We start from the raw sequence: 20,884 nt of genomic DNA, 5'->3' as shown, positions 1-20,884 counted from the left end.
ATCCCGCACCCGGACGGCTTCCGGGTGCGGGATCCGGTCAGTTCAGGGGCGGGGTCAGCCGGTCGTGACGGCGGTGTCGTCGACGACGAAGCTGGTCTGGAGCGAGGAGTCCTCGACACCGCTGAACTTCAGGGTGACGGTCGAGCCCGCGTAGGACCCGAGGCTGAAGGACTTCTGCACGTACCCGGAGGCCGCGTTGAGGTTGGAGTACGTGGCCAGCGTGGTCGAACCGGCAGTGACCGTCAGCTTGTCGTACTGGGTGCTGGTGGTGGTCTCGGCCGTGTCGATGTGCAGGTAGAAGGTGAACGTGGTGGCGGTGCAGCCGGACGGGACCGTCACCGACTGGGACAGCGTGTCGGTGTGCGAGGAGCCGTAGCCGTCGAGCCACGCCTTGTACGAGCCCGCGTGGGCCGCCTCGCTGCTGGAGTTGGTGATGACACCGCTGGACGCCGTCCAGGTGGTGTTGCCCGACTCGAAGCCCGGGTTGCCCAGCAACTGCGTGGAGGTGCAGGTGCCGCCGCCGCTGGTGCTGACGGTCCAGGTGAAGGAGGCCGAGCCGGAGGCGCCGGTGGAGTCGGTCGCGGTGACGGTGGTGCTGTAGGTGCCCGCGGTGGACGCCGTACCGGAGATCAGGCCGGTGGAGCTGGAGATGGACAGGCCGGTCGGCAGGCCGGAGGCGCTGTAGGTGAGGGTCGCGCCCGCGCTGTCGGAGGCCGAGATCTGGAGGCTGACCGAGCTGCCGGTGGCGGTGGACTGGCTGCCGGGGTTGGTGACGGTCACCGTGTTGCCGGTGCTGGTGCCGGAGGCGAAGGCGGTGGTGCCGTTCGGGGTGCCCCAGCCGGTCGGGCCGTCGTAGCCGGTGCCGGCGGTGCAGAAGTACGACGTCGAGCAGGAGCCGTTGTTGCCGCTGGTGACGTCGTACAGGTTGCTGGTGTGCGAGTAGGGGTACTTCGCCGGGTAGTCGCTGGAGCCCGGGGTGCCCGCGAGGGCGTAGACGCCGGCGATGATCGGCGAGGAGGCACTGGTGCCGCCGTAGACCGCCCAGCCGGAGCCGCCGTAGGTGTCGTAGACCGCCACGCCGGTGGCCGGGTCGGCGACCGCGGAGACGTCGGACTCCATGCGCTTGGTGCAGCCGGTGTCGGTCTGCCAGCTCGGCTTCGCGTCGTAGGCGGAGCAGCCGGAGCCGGTGCCCTCGGAGGAGCTGGTCTTCCACACGGACTCGGTCCAGCCGCGGGTGCTGGAGGAGGTGGAGAGCGCGGTGCCGCCGACGGCGGTCACGTACTGGGAGGTCGCCGGGTACTCGGCGCCGTAGTCCTCGTCACCGGCGGAGACGGTGATCGCCACGCCCGGGTGCTTGAAGTAGGAGGTGTCCTCGCTGGTCTGGGAGGAGGACTCGGAGCCGCCCCAGCTGTTGGAGACGAACTTGGCGCCGAGCGCGACGGCCTCGTTCTCGGCGGTGCCGAGGTCGGAGTCGGTGGCGGAGTTGGCCTCGACGAGGATGATGTTGCAGTTCGGGCAGACGGCGCTGACCATGTCGATGTCGAGCGCTTCCTCGCCGGCCCAGCCGGAGTCGTTCGTGGGCAGCGAGGTCGTCGAACCGGTCTGGCTGACCTGCTTGAAGCAGCCGTTGGCGACGGTGCACGCCGACAGGCCGTACGTGGAGCGGTAGGTGGCGAGGTCCGAGGCGGCGTTCGGGTCGTTGTAGGCGTCGACCACGGCGACGGTCAGGCCGGAGCCGCCCGTGGAGGGCAGGTTGTAGGCGCTGTGCAGGTTGGTCGGGCTCAGGCCGGAGGGCGCGGCGGCGAGTGCCGAGGCCAGTTGCTGCTTGATGTCGGTGCGGCGCTGCGCGAAGCAGTTGACCTCACCGGGCTTGGCGGCGGTGGCGCACAGGTGCTTGGTGGGCACCTTCTGCCCGGCCTTGCCGGTGCTGTGCACGGCCTGCCGGGCGGGGTCGGTCAGGGCCTTGGCGTTCTGGGCGGCCCGGGTGGTCTGGGCGGTGGCCCGGGGGGAGACGGTGTGTGCCTGTGCCTGTGCGGCCGGTGCCGCGACGAATCCGGAGACGGCGAGGGCGAGGGCGGGGAACGCGAAGGCCAGAAGTCTTCGCAGGCTCCGTCGTGATTCACGCATGGGGGTACTGCCTCCATCGGTGGGGTTACAAGGCAGGCCCGTGACGCGCGTAGCGGCGGCAGAGTGCGGCGTCATGAGCATGACACTTCGAACACCCTGGGATGCCGATGAGCGTGGCATGACAGGACGGTGAGGAACCTAGCGGGGTTCACCGGGGACCGGTTCCCCCCGGCGAAGATCTTTGCTCCGTCATAGGCAGCGCTTAGCCCCCTCATAGAGGGGGGTTGGCGCGTGCATGATGAGCGCTATGCCCAGAGCTGACCCTGGAGGGTCTCGATGGCTTCCTCGGTCGTGGCGGCGGTGTACACGCCGGTCGACAGGTACTTCCAGCCGCCGTCGGCGACGACGAACACGATGTCCGCGCTCTCGCCGGCCTGTACGGCCTTCTTCCCGACGCCGATCGCCGCGTGCAGCGCGGCACCGGTGGAGATGCCCGCGAAGATGCCCTCCTGCTGGAGCAGGTCCCGGGTCCGGGTCACGGCGTCCGCGGAGCCGACCGAGTAGCGGGTGGTGAGCACGGAGGCGTCGTACAGCTCGGGCACGAAGCCCTCGTCGAGGTTCCTGAGCCCGTACACGAGGTCGTCGTACCGGGGTTCGGCGGCGACGATCTTCACGTCGGGCCTGTGCTCGCGCAGATACCGCCCGACACCCATCAGCGTGCCGGTCGTCCCGAGCCCCGCGACGAAGTGCGTGACGGACGGCAGGTCGGCGAGGATCTCCGGACCGGTGGTCGCGTAGTGCGCACCGGCGTTGTCCGGGTTGCCGTACTGGTAGAGCATCACCCAGTCGGGATGCTCGGCGGACAGCTCCTTGGCCACCCGTACGGCGGTGTTGGACCCGCCCGCGGCCGGGCTGGAGATGATCTCCGCGCCCCACATCCCGAGCAGGTCCCGGCGCTCCTGCGAGGTGTTCTCGGGCATCACGCACACCATGCGGTAGCCCTTGAGCTTGGCCGCCATGGCGAGCGAGATGCCGGTGTTGCCCGACGTCGGCTCCAGGATGGTGCAGCCGGGAGTGAGCCGGCCGTCCTTCTCCGCCTGCTCGATCATGTGCAGGGCGGGACGGTCCTTGACCGAGCCGGTCGGGTTGCGGTCCTCCAGCTTGGCCCAGATCCGGACCTCGGCGGACGGCGAGAGCCGCGGCAGGCGCACCAGGGGGGTGTTGCCGACCGCGGCCAACGGGGAGTCGTAGCGCATGCCGATCTCAGGCCATGCCGCCGGCGACCGCCGGCAGGATCGTCACGGTGTCGCCGTCGGTGAGCTTGGTGTTGATGCCGTCGACGAAACGGACGTCCTCGTCGTTCAGGTACACGTTCACGAAGCGGCGCAGCTTGCCGTCGTCCACGATGCGGGCGTGGATGCCGGCGTGCCGGGTCTCGAGGTCGTTGAAGAGGTCGGCGAGGGTGTCACCGCTGCCCTCCACCGCCTTCTGACCGTCGGTGTACTGGCGGAGGATGGTCGGGATGCGGACCTCGATGGCCATGGCTCAGGGCTCCTGTCGGAAAGTCTGGGTGGGTGGGCGCGCAGCGGCACGCCGCGGCTCACGGCCGTACGGCGGCAGGGGAACGTCAACAGATGGCGCTGTTCAGCCTGCACAGGTCGACGTGCAGCCGCGCCACGAGCAGCATGCCCGGCGCCTTGTCGCTCACGTCGTTCAGAACCATGGGCTCATCGTATCGATTCCCGGTACCGTTTCCGGAGTGTGATTCCACATACCGGACGAATTCTGACCGAACTTTGAGACGATGGTGGCAGCGGCCGACGTGAAGGGGCGCGGGGAACTGCGCGACCGGCCCCCACCGGCCCGCGGGTGCCCACCGGCCGGTCCGGCACCGCCGGAATCCGCCGTCGCGGCCGAGCGCCGCTGCGGCGGCGAACTTCTGGTCAGTACGCCTCGACGATCCTGACCTCCTCCTCCGTCACCTCGCCCTCCACGATGCGGTACGAGCGGAACTGGAAGTCGCCGAGGCCGTCGGTGTCGGCGGTGGAGACCAGGACGTAGTGGGCGCCGGGCTCGTTGGCGTAGGAGATGTCGGTGCGGGAGGGGTACGCCTCCGTCGCCGTGTGGGAGTGGTAGACGACCACCGGCTCCTCGTCGCGGTCGTCCATCTCCCGGTACAGCTTGAGAAGGTCACCGGAGTCGAACTCGTAGAACGTGGGGGACATCGCCGCGTTCAGCATGGGGATGAAGCGTTCGGGGCGGTCGGAGCCGGCCGGCCCGGCGACGACACCGCACGCCTCGTCCGGGTGGTCCTTGCGCGCGTGGGCGACGATCTGGTCGACGAGGGCCTGGGTGATGGTCAGCATGTTCGCCAGGATAAGCAAAGGGCCGCCCCGTACCGGTGGGTGGTACGGGACGGCCCGGATGCCGGACGCCCTGAGCGGCTGCCGCAGGGGGCGCCACGAGTGCTCCCCGCGGCGGGCGTCCCGGAGGGTGGTCAGTTCACCTTCTCCAGCGGTGCCGGCTCGCGGCGCTCGGCGACCTCGGGGTTGCGGTTCTTCAGGACCAGCCAGCCGACGCCGAGCGCGGCCGCCCAGCCGGCCATCACGTACAGGCAGACCCGGGAGTCGCCGTCGTACGCGATCAGGCAGGTGACGAAGAGGAGGAAGGCGATGGCGATCCAGCTGCACACCGCGCCGCCCGGCGCCGGGAAGGAGGACGCGGGCAGGCGGCCCGCGTCGACCGCGCGGCGGTAGAGGACGTGGCTGATCAGGATCATCAGCCAGGTCCAGATGCCGGCCGCGGTGGCCACCGAGGTGACGTAGCCGAACGCCTTCTCCGGGACGACGTAGTTGAGGACCACGCCGATGCCCATGAAGAGGACCGAGACGGTGATGCCGAACGCCGGGGTCTTCGACGCGGACAGCTTGCGGAAGGCGGCCGGGGCCTCGCCGCTGTCGGCCAGGTTCCGCAGCATGCGGCCCGTGGAGTACATGCCGGAGTTGCAGGAGGACAGGGCTGCGGTCAGTACGACGAAGTTGACGATGCCGGCGCCCGCCGGGATGCCGATCTTCGCGAAGGCGGCGACGAACGGGGAGACGCCGGGGGCGAACTCCGTCCACTTGACGACACACAGGATGACGGTGAGCGCGCCGACGTAGAAGAGGGCGATGCGCCAGGGGAGCGTGTTGATCGCCTTGGGGAGGGTCTTCTCCGGGTTCTCCGACTCGCCGGCGGTGACGCCGACCAGCTCGACCGCGAGGTAGGCGAACATGACGCCCTGAAGGGTCATCAGGGAGGAGCCGACGCCCTTGGGGAAGAAGCCGTCGAACTGGTAGAGGTTCGCGACCGACGCGGTGTCACCGGCGGAGCTGAAGCCGAAGGTGAGGACGCCGAGACCGATCACGATCATGCCGATCAGGGCGGTGACCTTGACCATGGAGAACCAGAACTCCAGCTCTCCGAAGACCTTCACGGAGATCAGGTTGACCCCGAAGAGGACCACCAGGAAGACCAGGGCCGTCACCCACTGCGGGACCTGCGGGAACCAGTAGTTCACGTAGATCGCGGCGGCCGTCAGCTCGGCCATGCCGGTGACGACCCACATCAGCCAGTACGTCCAGCCGGTGAAGTAGCCGAAGAACGGGCCGAGGAACTCCCGGGAGTACTCGGCGAAGGAGCCGGAGACCGGACGGTAGAGCAGGAGCTCGCCGAGGGCCCGCATGATGAAGAAGATGATGCCGCCGGCGAGGGCGTACATGAGGATGAGGCTGGGGCCGGCCTTGGCGATGTTCGCCCCGGCGCCCAGGAAGAGCCCGACGCCGATGGCGCCGCCGATGGCGATCATCTGGACCTGGCGGCTGCCGAGCCCGCGCTCGTACCCCTCTTCGGAGGCTTCCGGGGAATTCGCGGAATTCCCCGACGTGTCGACCTGAGCGGAGGTCATGTGTGGTGTGCGCCTTTCTCCATGCCGACCCGGGCCTCTCGTCGGCCTCGGATCGGGTTTCGATCCCCCCGGATTGCTGGAGCGGTGCCTGACCGGTGGTGGCCGGTTCGGTGGCGCACCCGGACGTACACGTGGGTGGTGTTCGCCGGGCGGTCGTGAAGATTTATCACGGCCGCAACGCTGATCACCGGATTCCACCGAGAGGGATTGTGGCGCACACCACAGGAAGAAGTGGACAAAGTGCGGCCGAAAAGGTCATAACAGGCCGCAACGGTGACGGGATCGTTATCCGGATTTGAGCGTCCTCTGAGCGAACGCGAAACCGGGAGGTAATCGGGACGGACTACGGCATAAGGGTTGCGACCAGGGTCTCCTGGAGGCCGCCGAGCCACAGGTACGCCATCACCATCGGCTTGCGCGGGTCCTCGTCCGGGAGCCGGTAGAGGAGGTCGGTGTCGTCCTCGTCGGTGATGTCGAGGCGGCAGCCGATCGCGAGGCGCAGGTCGGTGAGGGCGCCGAGCCACTGCCGGGACTCCTCGGGCGCCAGCTTGAGGACCGCCTCACCCTTCTCCCCCGGGGCGAGGGCGTCGAGGGAGCGGATCACCGCGAGGGCGCTCTCCCGCTTGCCGGCCCTGAGGTCGTTCTCGGTGTAGCGGCGGAACTCGGCGGAGTGCGCCTGCTGCTCCTCGGCCTCCTCCGGGGACTGCGGGAGCCGCTCGGGGTCGCTGTACGCGTCCGGGAAGAGCCGGCGCAGCACGGGGTCGGCGGGCGCCTCGCTCGGGCCCTCGGCGAACAGCTCGGCGAGCGGGTCGTCGGGGGCGTCCTCGGCGGGGCCGGGGCCGATGAGCTCCAGGAGCTGGACGGCCAGCGACCGGATGATGGAGATCTCGACGTCGTCGAGGGCGACGGCCGCGCCGCCGCCGGGGAGCGGTTCGAAGATTCCTGGCATGGAGTGGATTCGCTGCTTCCGGAGCTGATCGAGGAGGAGCCGGCCGGGGCCGGGCGGAGCGGGGTCGCTACTTCCGGTCCTGCTGGAGGGTGGCCCACAGGCCGTAGCCGTGCATCGCCTGTACGTCGCGCTCCATCTCCTCGCGGCTGCCGCTGGAGACGACCGCGCGGCCCTTGTGGTGGACGTCCAGCATGAGCTTGGTGGCCTTGTCCTTGGGATAGCCGAAGTACGTCTGGAAGACGTACGTCACGTAGCTCATGAGGTTGACGGGATCGTTGTGCACGAGCGTGATCCACGGGACGTCGGGCTCAGGGACGGCGAAGGTCTCCTCCGCCGACTCGGTGCGTTCGATCTCTACGGGAGCGGGTGACGTCACATGGCCCATGCTGCCACGCGGGCCCTAAATCGTCACACTGACGCGAAGGGGTGTAGCATCTGTCGCCATGAACACTGCGGACCTTGGGCTGCCGGTGCATGTCCCGTCGACGGCGCTCTTCACGGACCAGTACGAGCTGACGATGCTGCAGGCCGCCCTGAAGGCGGGTACGGCCGAGCGGCGGAGTGTCTTCGAGGTCTTCACCCGGCGGCTGCCGGAGGGGCGCCGCTACGGCGTCGTGGCGGGCACCGGACGCGTCCTGGACGCGGTCGAGAACTTCCGCTTCGACACGGACGTCCTCGACTTCCTGGCGGAACGGAACATCGTCGACGGGCCGACCCTGGAGTGGCTCGCCGGCTACCGCTTCAGCGGCGACATCTGGGGCTACCCCGAGGGCGAGGTCTACTTCCCGGGCTCGCCGATCATGCGGGTCGAGGGCTCCTTCGCCGAGTGCGTGCTCCTGGAGACCGTGATCCTCTCCATCCTCAACCACGACTCCGCGATCGCGGCCGCCGCCTCCCGGATGTCCTCGGCCGCCGGGGGCCGCCCGCTGATCGAGATGGGCGCCCGCCGCACCCACGAGCTGGCCGCCGTCGCCGCCTCCCGCGCCGCCTACGTCGGCGGTTTCGCCACCACCTCCGACCTCGCCGCCGGCTTCCGCTACGGCATCCCGACGGTGGGGACGAGCGCCCACGCCTTCACCCTGCTGCACGACCACGAGCGGGACGCCTTCCGGGCCCAGGTCGACTCGCTGGGCCGGGGCACCACCCTGCTGGTCGACACCTACGACGTCGCCGAGGCGGTGCGTACGGCCGTGGAGGTGGCCGGGCCCGAGCTGGGCGCCGTCCGCATCGACTCCGGCGACCTGCTGCTGGTCGCCCACCGGGTGCGCCAGCAGCTGGACGAGCTGGGCGCGACGCACACGAAGATCACCGTGACCTCCGACCTCGACGAGTACGCCATCGCCTCGCTCGCCGCCGCCCCCGTGGACGCGTACGGCGTCGGCACCCAGCTGGTCACCGGTTCCGGGCACCCCACCTGCTCCATGGTCTACAAGCTGGTCGCGCGGGCCGAGTCCGCCGACCCGCAGGCGCCGCTGGTGGCGGTCGCCAAGAAGTCGACCGGCGGCAAGACGTCCGTCGGCGGGCGCAAGTGGGCGGCGCGGCGGCTGGACGCCGACGGGGTGGCGGAGGCCGAGGTGGTCGGCACCGGCGAGGTCCCGGCCGGCCTGGCCGACCGGCAGCTGCTGGTCGAACTGGTGAAGTCCGGCGAGGTGGTCGCCCGTGAACCCCTGGACGCGCCGCGCGCCCGGCACCAGGCGGCCATGGCGAATCTGCCGCTCTCCGCGACCCAGCTCTCGCGCGGGGAACCGGTCATTCCGACGGAGTACGTACAGGGGCGTTCGGGTAGCTAGAGCGGGTGCCCGCGTACGCGCCCTGCAAGGCCCCCTCCCCTACGCCCCCGTAAGTCTCTACGCTCGGAGGTTCAGGCCGGGCCCGCACCCCTTCTTTCCGCGTCTCCCCCGTCGACGGACCCGCTATCGAAAAGCGAAGGACACCTATCATGCGCCGCGCCTTGATCGTCGTCGATGTGCAGAACGACTTCTGCGAGGGGGGCAGCCTCGCGGTGGCAGGGGGCGCCGATGTGGCCGCCGCCATCACGGAGCTGATCGGGCAGGCGCCCGCCGGCTACCGCCACGTGGTGGCGACCCGCGACCACCACATCGCGCCGGGCGGCCACTTCGCCGACAACCCCGACTACGTCCACAGCTGGCCGGCGCACTGTGTCGCCGGCACGGAGGGCGTGGGCTTCCATCCGAACTTCGCCCCTGCGGTCGCCTCCGGGGCGGTGGACGCGGTGTTCAGCAAGGGGGCTTACGCCGCGGCGTACAGCGGTTTCGAGGGGGTCGACGAGAACGGGGTCAAGCTGGCGGAGTGGTTGCGGGCCCGCAAGATCGACGAGGTGGACGTGGTGGGGATCGCGACCGACCACTGCGTGCGGGCCACCGCCCTGGACGCCGCGAAAGAGGGCTTCCACACCCAGGTCCTCCTCGCCCTCACGGCCGGCGTGGCCGAGGCCACCACGGAGCGCGCCCTGGAAGAACTCCGCGAAGCGGGCGTGGAACTCACCGGCAAGCCGGTGGTCTGACACTCGCCTCCGCCACCACGGCGGCTTCCGACGACACCGGACCGCCCGGTGGCCACCTGCGGGCCGGTGGGGGCCGATCGCGCAGTTCCCCGCGCCCCTGGGTTGGCTGCACCGCCCGGCATTGACAGTCAGCGTCGGCTGCCGTGGGGTGGCCGTCCCGACCGGCACTGGCCGTCAGCGTCGGCGCCCCTGGGGCTGCTGCTCTTCCCACGTTCAGTGTTCAGCCCTGATGGGCCGCCGGCCACCCTCTTTCCGCCGCCACGGCGCTCAGCCACAACAGTGGATTTCGGCGGTGCCGGACCGCCCGGTGGCCACCTGCAGGCCGGTGAGGGCCGATCGCGCAGTTCCCCGCGCCCCTGGGTTGGCCGCACCGCCCGGCACTGGGAGTCAGCGTCGGCGCCCCTGGGTTGGCCGCACCGCCCGGCACTGGGAGTCAGCGTCGGCGCCCCTGGGGTGGCTGCACCGCCCGGTACTGGCAGGCAGCGCTGGAGGGCCCGTGTCGGGAAGTGCTGGTCAGGCTGCTGTTGGTCGGCGGAGCAGGGATCTGATGGGTCTCCAGAGTTCCAGGGCCGTGACACCGTTGTCAGGGGCGGTTCGCCATATGAGGCCGTCGGGGTGGTGGAGGACGGCGGTGATCTCGTCCGGGGTCGGTGGGGCGGCGTTGCCCCGCAGGTAGACCGCTCGCATGCCCAGGTTGCGGAGCCTCGTCAGGGCTCGGGCGCGGTTCTGGGCGTGGACCAGTACGCGGACGGCGGACGAGCTGTCCGCGGTGGTCGGACTGGGCAGGTTCAGCGCCACCACCACTCTGCCGTTCGGCAGCTTGCAGAACCCTCCTGCGGCCATGCGGTCACACCCCCGTGCGTGTCGGTGTCAATAAGAAAGCCACAGGACGCACCTAAGCACGAGCGGCGGCGACCCGCCAAGGGGTCGCCGCCGATACGTGTCTGACCTGCGGTAATGCGGATTACTTCACCGCGGGGCCGACCTGGAGGGAGATCGTCGAGCCGTCCCGGGCCTCCGTGACGATGTTGATCTTCGTGTTGGTGTCAGTGATCTTGACGCCGCCGGTCGGGTTCGAGGCGTCGTAGTAGTCGCTCTTGTGGTCGTTGAAGACGGACACCCCGGAGGACTGCCTGATCTTCGTCGCCACGTCCGCCTTGTGGAGGGTGATGCCGTCGGTCGCGTAGAGGCTGAACGGCGAGTCGTAGGCCTGGATGCGGTTGCGCATCAGCGTGCCGTCGGACCACTTCAGCGCCGTCGGGTGCGAGTCGATCGGGAGGATCAGACCGGTACCGGGGTGGACGCTGGTGTTGTTGTCCGCCTCGGAGGTGTCCCACTTCCAGATCAACAGGCCGTTCTGGTACGGGTAGTGCTCCACCCAGTCCGGACGCGTCGTCGAGAAGCCGAAGTTGTACGGGCCGACCTCGAGGGTCCTGTCGTACGACACGTACTGGCGGTTCTCCGCGATGTAGTACTGCGCGTAGTCCTTGGTGAAGGACGCGCCGATGCGGGAGAAGCCGGAGGCGGTCCAAGCCGCGTCCGCGGACTCGGCGTTGTCGGAGAAGACCGCCGACCCGTCCGCGGTCAGAGTGATCTCGTCGGCCGCGAAGCCCTTGAGAGCGACCCCGCCGTCGGTCTGGTAGCGGAAGCGCAGCTGGATCTTCTGGCCCGCGTAGGCGTCCAGCGGGTACGACAGCTTGGTGTACGCGTCGACCGAACCGGTGAGCGCCGGCTTGTCGCTGCCGTCGCGCGGGATGGCCGCCCCGTTCACCGTGCCGTCCAGGGCGGTCCAGTTGGCGCCGCCGTCGGTGGAGACCTCGGTGTAGAGGTAGTCGTAGCCCGACTCGATGTCGTACCAGCCGTCCAGGTTCAGCGTCGCGGACGACTTGCCGGTCAGGTCGACGTCACGGGTCAGCGTGTTCTTGAGGTTGTCGCCGCTGCCGCTCCACCACTGGGTCGAGCCCTGGGCCGGGGTGACCACCGTGGTGGTGACCGCCTTGTCGGGCAGGGTGACCACCGTGGCCTGCTTGTCCTTCGTGTTGTACTCGGCGACGCCCAGCTTGTGGCTGGACTTCGCGCCGGTCTTGGCCACGTCGTAGTTCAGCCAGCCCAGCTGGAGCTTGTCCCAGGCGTTCATGTCACCGGGCAGGTCGCCGATGGCCTCCTTGCCGGTGCCCAGCCAGGAGCCGGAGGACATCAGGGTCCAGAAACCGGTGGAGTTGTCGCCGCCGTTGGTGTCGTACTCGTCCGGCAGGCCGAGGTCGTGAGCGTACTCGTGGGCGTAGACGCCGAGGCCGCCGTTCTCCGGCTGCATGGTGTAGTCGCCGACCCAGATGCCGGTGTCGCCGACCTGGGTGCCGCCGAGCTTGTTGTTGTCGGGGCCGGTGGCGCCGGCGTCGGTGCCGAAGGCGTACCAGCGGTGCGCCCAGATCGCGTCGGTGCCCTGCGCACCGCCGCCCGCGGACTCGTCCTCGCCGGCGTGCACGATCTGGAAGTGGTCGACGTAGCCGTCGGGCTCGTTGAAGTTGCCGTCGCCGTCGTAGTCGTAGCGGTCCCACTGGTCGTACTGGGCGAGGTCGGCCTTGATCGCGGCGTCGGACTCGCCGGCCGCCTTCTGGTCGGCGACCCAGGCGTTCAGGCCGTCGCGCACCAGGTTCCAGACGCTGGAGCAGGTGGTGGAGCCGCAGGCGTTGTTGCCGTAACGCGCCTCGTTGTAGGGGACCTTGACCCAGTCGGTGACCTCACCGTCGACCGAGTAGCGGCCCGAGGACTGCTTCTCGTAGTACTTCTTCAGCGACTCGGTGTTCTTGCCGGTGCCGAAGTAGAGATCCTGGAAGTGGGCCTGGTTGTAGTCCGCCTGCCACGCCGTGGAGTTGTCCTTGGTGCGGTCCGGCTCGGCTATCTGGTTGTGCAGCGGGCCGGCCGTGCCGCCGTAGCGCGGGTCCGTCTGGTCGCCGAACTCCACCAGGATCGTGAAGATCTTGTCCGTCTTCTCGCGGCCGAGCTCGACGTACTTGCTGTCGCCCTTCTTGCCCTCGAGCTGGACGACCTTCGAACCGTCACGCTCCTTGACCTGGGCCTTGCCGGATATGACCTGGTCGAGGGCCTCCTGGCGCTGGGCCTCCTGGGTCTTGCTCAGGGGGCCGTCGAGGTCGTGTTCCTCCTGCTTCGTCGACGGGTCGTGCCGGTCGACGGTGCCGGCGGTCGCCGCCGGGGCCGCGGTCTGCGCGACCGCGAAGGTGGTGAAGCCTACGGAGGCGGTCGCGAGCGTCACGCCGACGGCGAGCGCTCTGAACGTCCAGGGTCTGCTGGTCACTTGAGTTCCTCCCCCGCGCCGCGCGCACGGCAAGGAGGACCGGGTGATGGTTGGGGGTCCGTGCGCGCACGTTCAACGCGTCGATTCAAGTGACGACATTTGACTACTGGTTTACGAGAAAAGACAGACCTTGACTCGGACAGTTCAACTGCACTATGCGGAGCAGAAGTTCGCTTTACGGACACCGGACGCCGCGGTACCCCCGAAGCGCCCCGCCCAACCGGCGCGCATATGCCTCCGGTTGCCGTATGCCATGCGACCGTGCGCCCCCTGTGCACCGGTACCGTGGGTTAGGTCACGCTTACCGGACGTTCCTCTCGGGCATGCACGCGAATAGAGTCGAACGGTGGAACGTCCGGAAGCCGGTGGAAACCAAGGCCGGTTCCCCGTCTCACCCCCACATCTCCCGAGGACACGATTGCCATGCCTCGTCCGACCCCGGCACAGCTCGTCTACGGTTCGGCCACCGTGATCTGCTCGACGCTCGCCATGCTGCTGCTGTCACAGACGAGTTCGGGCATCGGGATCGCGGTCATCGCGCTCGCCGCGCTCGGTCTGGGACTGCTGGTGGCCATGACGGTCCCGCTCCCCCGCCCGCGCACGGTCGCCCAGTCCACGCCCGCCCCGCCCGAGGTGCGGCTCCCCGTGCACCGGGAGACCGTGGCCGCCGCCACGGCCGAGCCCGTGCGGGAGCCCACCGCGCCCTGACGCACGCACACGAGCGAAGTCGGCGGATCCGTGAGACTGACGGACCCGCCGACTGCTTGTGCGCCCCCGTACCGGCGGCCCCGCTATGAGCTCGTACTGACCACGACCGTCTTCGCGGCCTTGTCGTGCAGGCCCTGTCTGTACGGCCTGTCGAAGTAGCTCCAGCCGCCGCAGATCACCGTCCAGACACAGGCACAGCAGAAGGCGAACGGCACCCACAGCACCAGGGCGCGCAGCAGCGAGGTCTGGGCGGAGGGCGTGGCGCCGTCGGACAGGTTGGCGACCCGCATGCCGAGCCACTTCTTGCCGAGGGTCTGCCCCCACTTGGCGATCAGCACGGTGTCGTAGGCGACGAAGAGGACGGCGGCGACGAGCGACTGGGCGAAGGACCGGCCGGCCGAGATCTTGTCGCCGTCCATCTGGTACTCGCTCACCCGGAACGCCAGGGTGAGCAGGACGACCACGATGCCGACCAGGATCATGTCGATGATCCGCGCGAGGGTGCGCCTGCCGCTGTCGGCGAGCGGCGGCATCCCGGCGAGGGGATCGGCCGGGTAGCCGCCGGTTCCGCCGCCTCCGTAGGGGCCGCCGCCCGCGCCGTAAGGACCGCCGCCGTAGGAGGGCGGCGGGGGCTGCGAGCCGCCGTACGGGGTGTCGTAAGGCGAGCCCGGCCCCTGGCCCTCTCCCTGGCCCGGCGGGGGCTGCTTCCTGAACGGATCGTCCTCCGGCGGCTCTCCCGAGCCCGGGGGCGGGGGCGGTTCGGTGCTCATGGCCCGAGTGCACCGCGAAGCGGCCGGGCCCGCATCCGGCGAACGGCCGTACGGGGGACGACCGCCCGTGGACGACCGTCCGGGTACGACGGCCCGTCAGCCGGCGACGAAGGTGTGCGCCGCCTTGTCGTGCCAGCACTGGTGCCAGGGGCGGTCGAACAGGCACCAGGCGACGCCGACGATCCCGATGCCGAGCAGTCCGGGCACGGTGTACACCAGCCAGCGGCGCAGGGAGGCGCCGAAGGCGGGGGGCTCGTGGCCCTCGATGTCCCGTACCTCCAGGCCGAACAGCTTCTTGCCGAGCGTGCGGCCCCATCTGGCGGTGGGCAGCACCTCGTAGAGGACACCGGCGACGAGCAGGACCGCGAGCACGATGCCGAGGTACACGCCGGTCGTGCCGTCCAGCAGCCAGACGGTCTCGGTACGGCCGGAGAGCTTGGCCACGTCGATCTTGTCCTGCACGTGGTCGGCGGCCTTGGTCCCGAACGGTACGGCGGCGGCCGCGGTCACCGCGCCGACGACCAGGCTGTCGACGAGCCGCGCCGCGAACCGCTTGCCGAGGCCGGCGGGCCGGACCGCGGCCTGCCGCCGGGCGGCCGCCTGGAAGGGGTCCTCCACCGGCGGCTTCCAGGGGGCGACCTGCTGGTCGCCGGCGAGCTGGTGCACCTGCTGGGCCCAGGAGGACTGCCCGCCGCCGGCGCCGGAGGCCATCGGGGTGGCGGTGGCGGGCGCCATCGGGGACCGGGGCGGGGCGGACTGCTGCGGGGGGACGGCGGGGGCGGCGGCGTGAGGGGCCGCGGTGTGAGGGGCCGCGGGCTGGGCGGGTGCCGGGGGCTGGGCAGCGGGTGCCTGGGCCGCGGCGGCGCGGGCGGCGGCCGCCTTTCCGGCACCGAAGCCGGGGCGCGCGGGACCGGCGGTGCCGGGAGCGCCGACCGGGCCCTGCGCACCGGGACCGGCCGCGCCGCCGGGGCCGCCGGCGTTCGGCGTGCCCTCGCCCCGGATCGGCCGGAAGGTCAGCGTGCCGTCGTCCATGGGCGGCCGGGCCGCCGGCGGGGTCCCCGCCGGGCCGACCGTCGGCCTGCGGAAGATGAACGTGCCGCCGGAGTCGAGGTCTCCCTGGTCCGCCTGGTCCGCCTGGTCCGCCGGCGGGATCGACGCCGTGCCGTCGGTGCGGACCGACCGGCCGTCCGGCCGGGCCGGGGAGCCCGCCGCCCGCGGGTCGTCGCTCCAGGCGCTCCCCTCCGCCGTCCAGCCGGAGGCACCGCCCGGCTGCGGGTCCTCGTCGAAGAAGTGCGGGCCGGTCTCCTCGACCGCCGAGGCGGGCGGAGCGGCCGGGGCCGCGGGAGCAGCGGGAGCCGCCGGGTGCGAGCCGGGCGGCGCGACGAGCGGTTCGCCGTCGGACGGGGCCGGGCGGCTGGTGCCCGGCACCCACGCGGCGCCGTTCCAGTAACGGACGTAGCCGGGGATGGACGGGTCCGGGTAGTAGCCCTCGCGGGGCCGTTCGTCACCGGGTGCCGGGGTTGGGGCGGTCATGTCCGTCATCCCGTATCTGCTCGGGGGTCATGTGGGAGGCTCCACATCTATCAGACCCGGCTGCCCGCCACCGCCAGTCCCGCAGGACCCGCCCCTTTCCGGGCAGCCCTGTGCACCCCCTCCACCGCACCCGGAAAAATTTTCCCCGAATCCGCGTAATGCTCGCGGCCCCAGCCCCTCTCCACTCGTACGGGCCCACCCGAAGGCGCCCGTACGACTGACCGAGAGAGGAACCAGACGTCATGCAGCACACCGTGGTGGAGCGCGAACTGGAGCTGCGGCTCATCCTGTCCCCCGAGCGGAGCATCCCGGTCCCGGCCCGGCTGGGCTACCGCTCCGACGACCCGTACGCCGTCCACGTCAGCTTCCACATCCACTCCGAGCAGCCGGTCAACTGGACCTTCGCCCGCGACCTGCTCGTGGAGGGGGTGTTCCGGCCGTGCGGGCAGGGGGACGTGCGGGTGTGGCCGACGAAGGCGGAGGGCCGCAGCGTCGTGCTGATGGCGCTGAGTTCACCCGACGGGGACGCCCTGCTCGAAGCACCGGTCCCCCAGGTGTCCGCCTGGCTGGAGCGGACGCTGCGGGTGGTGCCCCCGGGGAGTGAGGGCGGGCAGCTGGGGATCGACGAGGCGCTCGACCAGCTGCTCGCCCAGTGAGGGCCCCGTCGGATGGGATCGGAACAACGGAGGTCGCGACAGCGGGGATCCGAACTGCTGGGATCCGAACAGCCGGGATCAGAACAGTTTGCCGGGATTGAGGATGCCCAGCGGGTCGAACACCTGCTTCACGGCCCGCTGCATCTCCACGCCCACCGGTCCGATCTCGCGGGCCAGCCACTCCTTCTTCAGGACGCCGACGCCGTGTTCGCCGGTGATGGTGCCGCCGAGTTCCAGGCCGAGGCCCATGATCTCGTCGAAGGACTCGCGGGCGCGGCGGCACTCGTCGTCGTCCTGGGCGTCGAAGCAGACCGTGGGGTGGGTGTTGCCGTCACCGGCGTGCGCGACGACCCCGATGGTCAGCCGGTGCTTCGCCGCGATGCGCTCGACGCCCTCGATCATGTCGCCGAGCCGGGAGCGGGGCACGCACACGTCGTCGATCATCGTCGTGCCCTTGACGGCCTCCAGGGCGACCAGCGAGGAACGGCGGGCCTGGAGGAGGAGTTCGGACTCGGCGGCGTCGTCGGCCGGGACCACCTGGGTGGCGCCCGCGGCCTCGCAGAGCTTGCCGACGGCGGCGAGGTCGGCGGCCGGGTCCGGGGTGTCGAAGGCGGCGAGCAGCAGCGCCTCGGTGGACTCCGGCAGACCCATGTGGGTGAGTTCGTTGACCGCCTTGACGGTCGTACGGTCCATCAGTTCGAGCAGGGACGGCACATGGCCGCCCTCCATGATCCGGCACACCGCCTCGCAGGCTGCGGCCGCGGAGCCGAACTCGGCGGCCAGCACCAGCTGCTGCGGCGGCTTGGGCCTGAGCGCGAGCACGGCCCGCACGACGATGCCGAGCGAGCCCTCGGAGCCGACGAAGAGGCGGGTGAGGTCGTACCCCGCGACCCCCTTCGCCGTACGGCGGCCGGTGGACATCAGGCGGCCGTCCGCGAGGACGACGTCCAGGCCGAGGACGTACTCGGCGGTCACCCCGTACTTCACGCAGCACAGGCCGCCCGAGGCGGTGCCGATGTTGCCGCCGATCGTGCACATCTCCCAGCTGGAGGGGTCCGGCGGGTAGTAGAGGCCGTGTTCCTCGACCGCGCGGGAGAAGGCGGCGTTGACGACGCCGGGCTCGACGACCGCGATGCGGTCCACCGGCGAGATCTCCAGGACGCGGTCCATCTTGGTCAGGGAGAGCACGATGCAGCCGTCGGTGGCGTTGGCGCCGCCGGACAGGCCGGTGCGGGCGCCCTGCGGGACGACCGGGACCCGCAGTTCGGTGGCGACCCGCATGACGTGCTGGACCTGCTCGGCCGTGCGCGGCAGCACGACGGCGGCCGGGGCGCCGGCCGGGCAGAAGCTCGCCATGTCGTTGGCGTAGGAGGCGGTCACGTCGGGGTCGACGAGGACCGCGTCGGCCGGCAGACCCGCGAGGAGCCGGTCGGTGAGGTTGCTGGTGGCCTCGTCCCGAGGCGCTTCGATACGGCTCATGATCACAGCGTCGCACCCGGGGCCATCGGTGTGAACCCCCACAGGTCCGTCCTTGGGCCGCCCGGATGCAGTGGTCGTATTGACGCACAGTGTCCGTCATGTGCGCGCTGGATAACCGACCGTCCCCACCTGCCACCTCCCTGCTCCCGGAACCGGCGCCGCCGCGCCGCCGCGGCCGGGCGCTGCGGCGGCTGCTGGTCGTCGCGCTGGCGGGCGGTGTGGCGGCCGGCGGCACGCTGATGCTGTGGCCGCGCGAGCCGCACCGCGCCGCGCCGGCCCCGGCGGCCGGGCCGCGGGCCCAGGCGGCCGCGCGGGCGGCGGCGGTCGCGGCGGCGCAGACGGCCGTCCTCGACGGGCTGCCCGCCGCCCTGCCCGACCTGACGACGCTGATCGGCGCCCGCGAGGCGCGGGTGCGGGCGCAGCCGAAGGACGCGGCGGCCTGGGCGGTGCTCGGGGCCGCGTACGTCGAGCGGGCGCGCCGGACCGCCGACACCGGCGACTATCCGCGGGCCGAGCGCGCGCTGCGGACCTCCCTCAAGGCGGCCGGCAAGAACAACACGGAGGCGCTGGGCGGACTGGCGGGCCTGGCCGTGGCGCGCCGGGACTTCCCGGAGGCCCGGCGGTTCGGCGAGGAGGCGCTGAAGGCGGCGCCGAAGCGGTGGTCGGCGTATCCGGTGCTGATCGACGCGTACAACGGGCTCGGCGACTACAAGGCGGCCCGGTCCGCGCTGGACAAGCTGATGGCGCTGAAGGTCGGGGCGGACGTGAAGCCGGCGGTGATGGCGCGGGCCTCCGCGGTGTACCGGGACCGGGGCTGGCGCGAGGACGCGGTGGCCCAGGTGACCGACGCGGCGGCGGCCGCCCGGACGCCCGTCGAACAGGCCGCGTACCTGTGCCAGGCCGGGCAGCTGGCCTGGGAGCGGGGCGACCGGGACGACGCGCTGCGGCACTTCACGGCGGCCGTACGCCTCGACCCCGACCAGCCGGCCGCGCGGGCCGGGCAGGGGCGGGCGCTGGCCGCGCTGGGGCGTACGCAGGAGGCGCTGACCGCCTACCAGGGGGCGCTCGCGCACCGGCCGACTCCGCAGGTCGCCCTGGAGCTGGGCGAGTTGTACGAGTCGCTGGGGATGGGACGGCAGGCGGACGCGCAGTACGAGCTGATGCGGACGCAGGTGCGGCGGGAGCTGGAGGCCGGGATCGACGACGATCTCGTGATCGGGCAGTACGAGGCGGACCACGGGGACGTCCAGGAGGCGGTGGAGCGGCTGACGGCCGAATGGGAGCGCCAGCCCGGCATCGAGGTCGCGGACGCCCTCGGCTGGGCCCTGCACCGGGCCGGCGACGACAAGGAGGCGCTGCGCTACGCCTCGATCGCGACCGACTCGACGAAGGGCGGCGGGGTGCGCAGCGCGCCGTACGCCTTCCACCGGGGCATGATCGAACGCGACCTGGACCTGGAGGCCCCGGCCCGCCGCCACCTCCAGGACGCCCTGCGGACCAACCCGTACTTCTCCCCCCTCCGGATCCCGGCGGCCCGCGCCGCCCTCACGGCTCTGGGCAACCAGCCGCCGGACGAGGAACTGCCGCAGTAGGACAGCGGCCACGGCAGCCGGGCACCGCCGGGACACGCCGTCGTGGCTGACCGCCGTCGCGGCGGAAGGGACGGGGTTGCGGGCGGACGCGCCCGGCCGCAGGGCCGGGCGGCGGTGGCGGGCCGGCGGGTCACAGGTTGCCGCGGCGGTCCTGCTCTCGTTCGATCGCTTCGAAGAGGGCCTTGAAGTTGCCCTTGCCGAAGCCCATGGAGCCGTGGCGTTCGATGATCTCGAAGAAGACCGTCGGGCGGTCCTGGACCGGCTTGGTGAAGATCTGCAGGAGGTAGCCGTCCTCGTCGCGGTCGGCGAGGATCCTCAGCTCGCGCAGGGTGTCGACCGGGACCCGGGTGTCGCCGACCCACTCGCCGAGGGTGTCGTAGTAGGAGCCGGGGGTGTCCAGGAACTCGACGCCGGCCGCGCGCATGGTCCGTACCGTCTCGACGATGTCGTTGGTGTTGAGCGCGATGTGCTGGACGCCCGCCCCGCCGTAGAACTCCAGGTACTCGTCGATCTGCGACTTCTTCTTCGCGATCGCCGGTTCGTTGATCGGGAACTTGACCTTGAGGGTGCCGTCGGCGACCACCTTCGACATCAGGGCGCTGTACTCGGTGGCGATGTCGTCGCCCACGAACTCCTTCATGTTCGTGAAGCCCATGACCCGGTGGTAGAAGTCGACCCATTCGTTCATCCGGCCGAGTTCGACGTTGCCGACGCAGTGGTCGACGGCCTGGAAGGTGCGGCGCGCGGGGGGCTCGACGATCGGGGCGGCGGCGACGAACCCCGGCAGGTACGGGCCGTCATAGCCGGTCCGCTCGACGAGGGTGTGGCGGGTCTCGCCGTACGTGGCGATCGCGGCGAGGACGACGGTGCCGTGCTCGTCCTTGAGTTCGTACGGCTCGGCCACCGGCCGCGCGCCGTGCTCGACCGCGTACGCGTACGCGGCGCGGGCGTCCGGGACCTCGATGGCGAGGTCGACGACCCCGTCGCCGTGCTCGGCCACGTGGCGGGAGAGGAAGTGGCCCCATTCGGTGTCCGGCCTGATGACGGAGGTCAGCACGAACCGGGCCGAGCCGTTCTCCAGGACGTAGCTCGCGGTCTCACGGCTCCCGGTCTCCGGACCGGAGTACGCGACCAGCCGCATGCCGAAGGCGGTGGAGTAGTAGTGGGCCGCCTGCTTGGCGTTGCCCACGGCGAAGACGACCGCGTCCATTCCCTTGACCGGGAAGGGGTCGCTCTGCCGGACGGTCGCAGTGGGGGTGTGCTGTGTGGTCTGCGTCATGTCCGAAGGGTGAACCGGCCCCGCAAGGTGCGCAATAGATGGCGTTTCTCCTGGGCAATATGCTC

At 70.9% G+C, this 20,884-nt stretch carries 19 protein-coding genes; 5 read left to right on the top strand and 14 right to left on the bottom strand.

The window, feature by feature from the left end; all coding sequences use genetic code 11:
- Positions 1–54 precede the first annotated feature (54 nt).
- From ACFY6U_RS28215 to clpS, 8 genes are all read right to left on the bottom strand, one after another.
- Complete coding sequence (locus ACFY6U_RS28215; protein ID WP_390042636.1) at positions 55–2,127, bottom strand: putative Ig domain-containing protein; 2,073 nt, start codon at positions 2,125–2,127, stop codon at positions 55–57.
- 245 nt (positions 2,128–2,372) lie between these two features.
- Entirely contained in the window at positions 2,373–3,323 is a 951-nt protein-coding gene (locus tag ACFY6U_RS28210) for a PLP-dependent cysteine synthase family protein (protein ID WP_093502453.1), read from the bottom strand.
- Positions 3,324–3,330: 7 nt separating this feature from the next.
- Positions 3,331–3,609 carry a MoaD/ThiS family protein gene (locus tag ACFY6U_RS28205; protein ID WP_351720166.1) on the bottom strand — a complete coding sequence of 93 codons (279 nt, stop codon included), beginning with the start codon at positions 3,607–3,609 and terminating at the stop codon, positions 3,331–3,333.
- Between the two features lie 85 nt (positions 3,610–3,694).
- Positions 3,695–3,790 carry a putative leader peptide gene (locus ACFY6U_RS28200; protein WP_345053128.1) on the bottom strand — a complete coding sequence of 32 codons (96 nt, stop codon included), beginning with the start codon at positions 3,788–3,790 and terminating at the stop codon, positions 3,695–3,697.
- Positions 3,791–4,010: 220 nt separating this feature from the next.
- On the bottom strand, positions 4,011–4,433 hold the full coding sequence (locus ACFY6U_RS28195; RefSeq protein ID WP_351501655.1) for a M67 family metallopeptidase: 423 nt from the start codon (positions 4,431–4,433) through the stop codon (positions 4,011–4,013).
- A gap of 131 nt (positions 4,434–4,564) precedes the next feature.
- On the bottom strand, positions 4,565–6,013 hold the full coding sequence (locus ACFY6U_RS28190) for an amino acid permease (protein WP_390042633.1): 1,449 nt from the start codon (positions 6,011–6,013) through the stop codon (positions 4,565–4,567).
- Positions 6,014–6,356: 343 nt separating this feature from the next.
- The gene (locus ACFY6U_RS28185; RefSeq protein ID WP_390042631.1) at positions 6,357–6,962 is read right to left on the bottom strand and encodes a DUF2017 domain-containing protein; all 606 of its coding nucleotides are present in this window, start codon (positions 6,960–6,962) and stop codon (positions 6,357–6,359) included.
- A 67-nt stretch (positions 6,963–7,029) separates the two neighbouring features.
- Positions 7,030–7,347: an ATP-dependent Clp protease adapter ClpS gene (clpS, locus tag ACFY6U_RS28180; protein WP_366892893.1), complete on the bottom strand. Its 318-nt coding sequence runs from the start codon at positions 7,345–7,347 to the stop codon at positions 7,030–7,032.
- Positions 7,348–7,405: 58 nt separating this feature from the next.
- Here clpS and ACFY6U_RS28175 point away from each other — a divergent pair, with 58 nt between their 5' ends.
- Both ACFY6U_RS28175 and ACFY6U_RS28170 read left to right on the top strand, forming a co-directional pair.
- Complete coding sequence (locus ACFY6U_RS28175) at positions 7,406–8,752, top strand: nicotinate phosphoribosyltransferase (protein ID WP_390042629.1); 1,347 nt, start codon at positions 7,406–7,408, stop codon at positions 8,750–8,752.
- Positions 8,753–8,901: 149 nt separating this feature from the next.
- Positions 8,902–9,486, top strand: a complete 585-nt coding sequence (locus ACFY6U_RS28170) for an isochorismatase family protein (protein ID WP_351501666.1) — start codon at positions 8,902–8,904, stop codon at positions 9,484–9,486.
- Between the two features lie 513 nt (positions 9,487–9,999).
- On the opposite strand, the gene ACFY6U_RS28165 is transcribed toward ACFY6U_RS28170, so the two are convergent.
- On the bottom strand, positions 10,000–10,329 hold the full coding sequence (locus ACFY6U_RS28165; RefSeq protein ID WP_351501667.1) for a hypothetical protein: 330 nt from the start codon (positions 10,327–10,329) through the stop codon (positions 10,000–10,002).
- Positions 10,330–10,450: 121 nt separating this feature from the next.
- Complete coding sequence (locus tag ACFY6U_RS28160) at positions 10,451–12,802, bottom strand: immune inhibitor A domain-containing protein (protein ID WP_390042626.1); 2,352 nt, start codon at positions 12,800–12,802, stop codon at positions 10,451–10,453.
- A gap of 423 nt (positions 12,803–13,225) precedes the next feature.
- On the opposite strand from ACFY6U_RS28160, the gene ACFY6U_RS28155 reads away from it, so the two are divergent.
- Positions 13,226–13,510 carry a hypothetical protein gene (locus ACFY6U_RS28155; protein ID WP_390042624.1) on the top strand — a complete coding sequence of 95 codons (285 nt, stop codon included), beginning with the start codon at positions 13,226–13,228 and terminating at the stop codon, positions 13,508–13,510.
- Between the two features lie 83 nt (positions 13,511–13,593).
- On the opposite strand, the gene ACFY6U_RS28150 is transcribed toward ACFY6U_RS28155, so the two are convergent.
- On the bottom strand, positions 13,594–14,280 hold the full coding sequence (locus tag ACFY6U_RS28150; RefSeq protein ID WP_390042622.1) for an RDD family protein: 687 nt from the start codon (positions 14,278–14,280) through the stop codon (positions 13,594–13,596).
- Positions 14,281–14,376: 96 nt separating this feature from the next.
- Entirely contained in the window at positions 14,377–15,813 is a 1,437-nt protein-coding gene (locus tag ACFY6U_RS28145) for an RDD family protein (protein ID WP_390042620.1), read from the bottom strand.
- A gap of 242 nt (positions 15,814–16,055) precedes the next feature.
- On the opposite strand from ACFY6U_RS28145, the gene ACFY6U_RS28140 reads away from it, so the two are divergent.
- Positions 16,056–16,469, top strand: a complete 414-nt coding sequence (locus ACFY6U_RS28140) for an SsgA family sporulation/cell division regulator (protein ID WP_390042619.1) — start codon at positions 16,056–16,058, stop codon at positions 16,467–16,469.
- 78 nt (positions 16,470–16,547) lie between these two features.
- Here ACFY6U_RS28140 and ACFY6U_RS28135 read toward each other — a convergent pair whose 3' ends face one another.
- Complete coding sequence (locus ACFY6U_RS28135) at positions 16,548–17,954, bottom strand: FAD-binding oxidoreductase (protein WP_390042617.1); 1,407 nt, start codon at positions 17,952–17,954, stop codon at positions 16,548–16,550.
- Positions 17,955–18,046: 92 nt separating this feature from the next.
- Between ACFY6U_RS28135 and ACFY6U_RS28130 the strand changes: the two genes are divergently transcribed.
- Positions 18,047–19,540: a tetratricopeptide repeat protein gene (locus ACFY6U_RS28130; protein WP_390042615.1), complete on the top strand. Its 1,494-nt coding sequence runs from the start codon at positions 18,047–18,049 to the stop codon at positions 19,538–19,540.
- 130 nt (positions 19,541–19,670) lie between these two features.
- Here the strand turns inward: ACFY6U_RS28130 and hppD are convergent, their stop codons facing one another.
- Entirely contained in the window at positions 19,671–20,819 is a 1,149-nt protein-coding gene (hppD, locus tag ACFY6U_RS28125; RefSeq protein ID WP_390042613.1) for a 4-hydroxyphenylpyruvate dioxygenase, read from the bottom strand.
- Between the last annotated feature and the right edge of the window lie 65 nt (positions 20,820–20,884).

The sequence above is a fragment of the Streptomyces sp. NPDC013157 genome, from assembly GCF_042899865.1.
Taxonomy (GTDB): domain Bacteria; phylum Actinomycetota; class Actinomycetes; order Streptomycetales; family Streptomycetaceae; genus Streptomyces.
Note: the sequence above shows the minus strand (reverse complement) of the source record. Positions and strands in the feature narration are given on the sequence as shown.

What these genes read in the sequence shown, in the direction of transcription:
- ACFY6U_RS28195 (WP_351501655.1), bottom strand. Translation starts at nt 4,433, where the DNA reads ATGCTGACCATCACCCAGGCCCTCGTCGACCAGATCGTCGCCCACGCG.
- ACFY6U_RS28175 (WP_390042629.1), top strand. Translation starts at nt 7,406, where the DNA reads ATGAACACTGCGGACCTTGGGCTGCCGGTGCATGTCCCGTCGACGGCG.
- ACFY6U_RS28190 (WP_390042633.1), bottom strand. Translation starts at nt 6,013, where the DNA reads ATGACCTCCGCTCAGGTCGACACGTCGGGGAATTCCGCGAATTCCCCG.
- ACFY6U_RS28140 (WP_390042619.1), top strand. Translation starts at nt 16,056, where the DNA reads ATGCAGCACACCGTGGTGGAGCGCGAACTGGAGCTGCGGCTCATCCTG.
- clpS (WP_366892893.1), bottom strand. Translation starts at nt 7,347, where the DNA reads ATGGGCCATGTGACGTCACCCGCTCCCGTAGAGATCGAACGCACCGAG.
- ACFY6U_RS28130 (WP_390042615.1), top strand. Translation starts at nt 18,047, where the DNA reads ATGTGCGCGCTGGATAACCGACCGTCCCCACCTGCCACCTCCCTGCTC.
- ACFY6U_RS28145 (WP_390042620.1), bottom strand. Translation starts at nt 15,813, where the DNA reads ATGACCGCCCCAACCCCGGCACCCGGTGACGAACGGCCCCGCGAGGGC.
- ACFY6U_RS28200 (WP_345053128.1), bottom strand. Translation starts at nt 3,790, where the DNA reads ATGGTTCTGAACGACGTGAGCGACAAGGCGCCGGGCATGCTGCTCGTG.
- hppD (WP_390042613.1), bottom strand. Translation starts at nt 20,819, where the DNA reads ATGACGCAGACCACACAGCACACCCCCACTGCGACCGTCCGGCAGAGC.
- ACFY6U_RS28185 (WP_390042631.1), bottom strand. Translation starts at nt 6,962, where the DNA reads ATGCCAGGAATCTTCGAACCGCTCCCCGGCGGCGGCGCGGCCGTCGCC.
- ACFY6U_RS28215 (WP_390042636.1), bottom strand. Translation starts at nt 2,127, where the DNA reads ATGCGTGAATCACGACGGAGCCTGCGAAGACTTCTGGCCTTCGCGTTC.
- ACFY6U_RS28165 (WP_351501667.1), bottom strand. Translation starts at nt 10,329, where the DNA reads ATGGCCGCAGGAGGGTTCTGCAAGCTGCCGAACGGCAGAGTGGTGGTG.
- ACFY6U_RS28210 (WP_093502453.1), bottom strand. Translation starts at nt 3,323, where the DNA reads ATGCGCTACGACTCCCCGTTGGCCGCGGTCGGCAACACCCCCCTGGTG.
- ACFY6U_RS28205 (WP_351720166.1), bottom strand. Translation starts at nt 3,609, where the DNA reads ATGGCCATCGAGGTCCGCATCCCGACCATCCTCCGCCAGTACACCGAC.
- ACFY6U_RS28170 (WP_351501666.1), top strand. Translation starts at nt 8,902, where the DNA reads ATGCGCCGCGCCTTGATCGTCGTCGATGTGCAGAACGACTTCTGCGAG.
- ACFY6U_RS28150 (WP_390042622.1), bottom strand. Translation starts at nt 14,280, where the DNA reads ATGAGCACCGAACCGCCCCCGCCCCCGGGCTCGGGAGAGCCGCCGGAG.
- ACFY6U_RS28155 (WP_390042624.1), top strand. Translation starts at nt 13,226, where the DNA reads ATGCCTCGTCCGACCCCGGCACAGCTCGTCTACGGTTCGGCCACCGTG.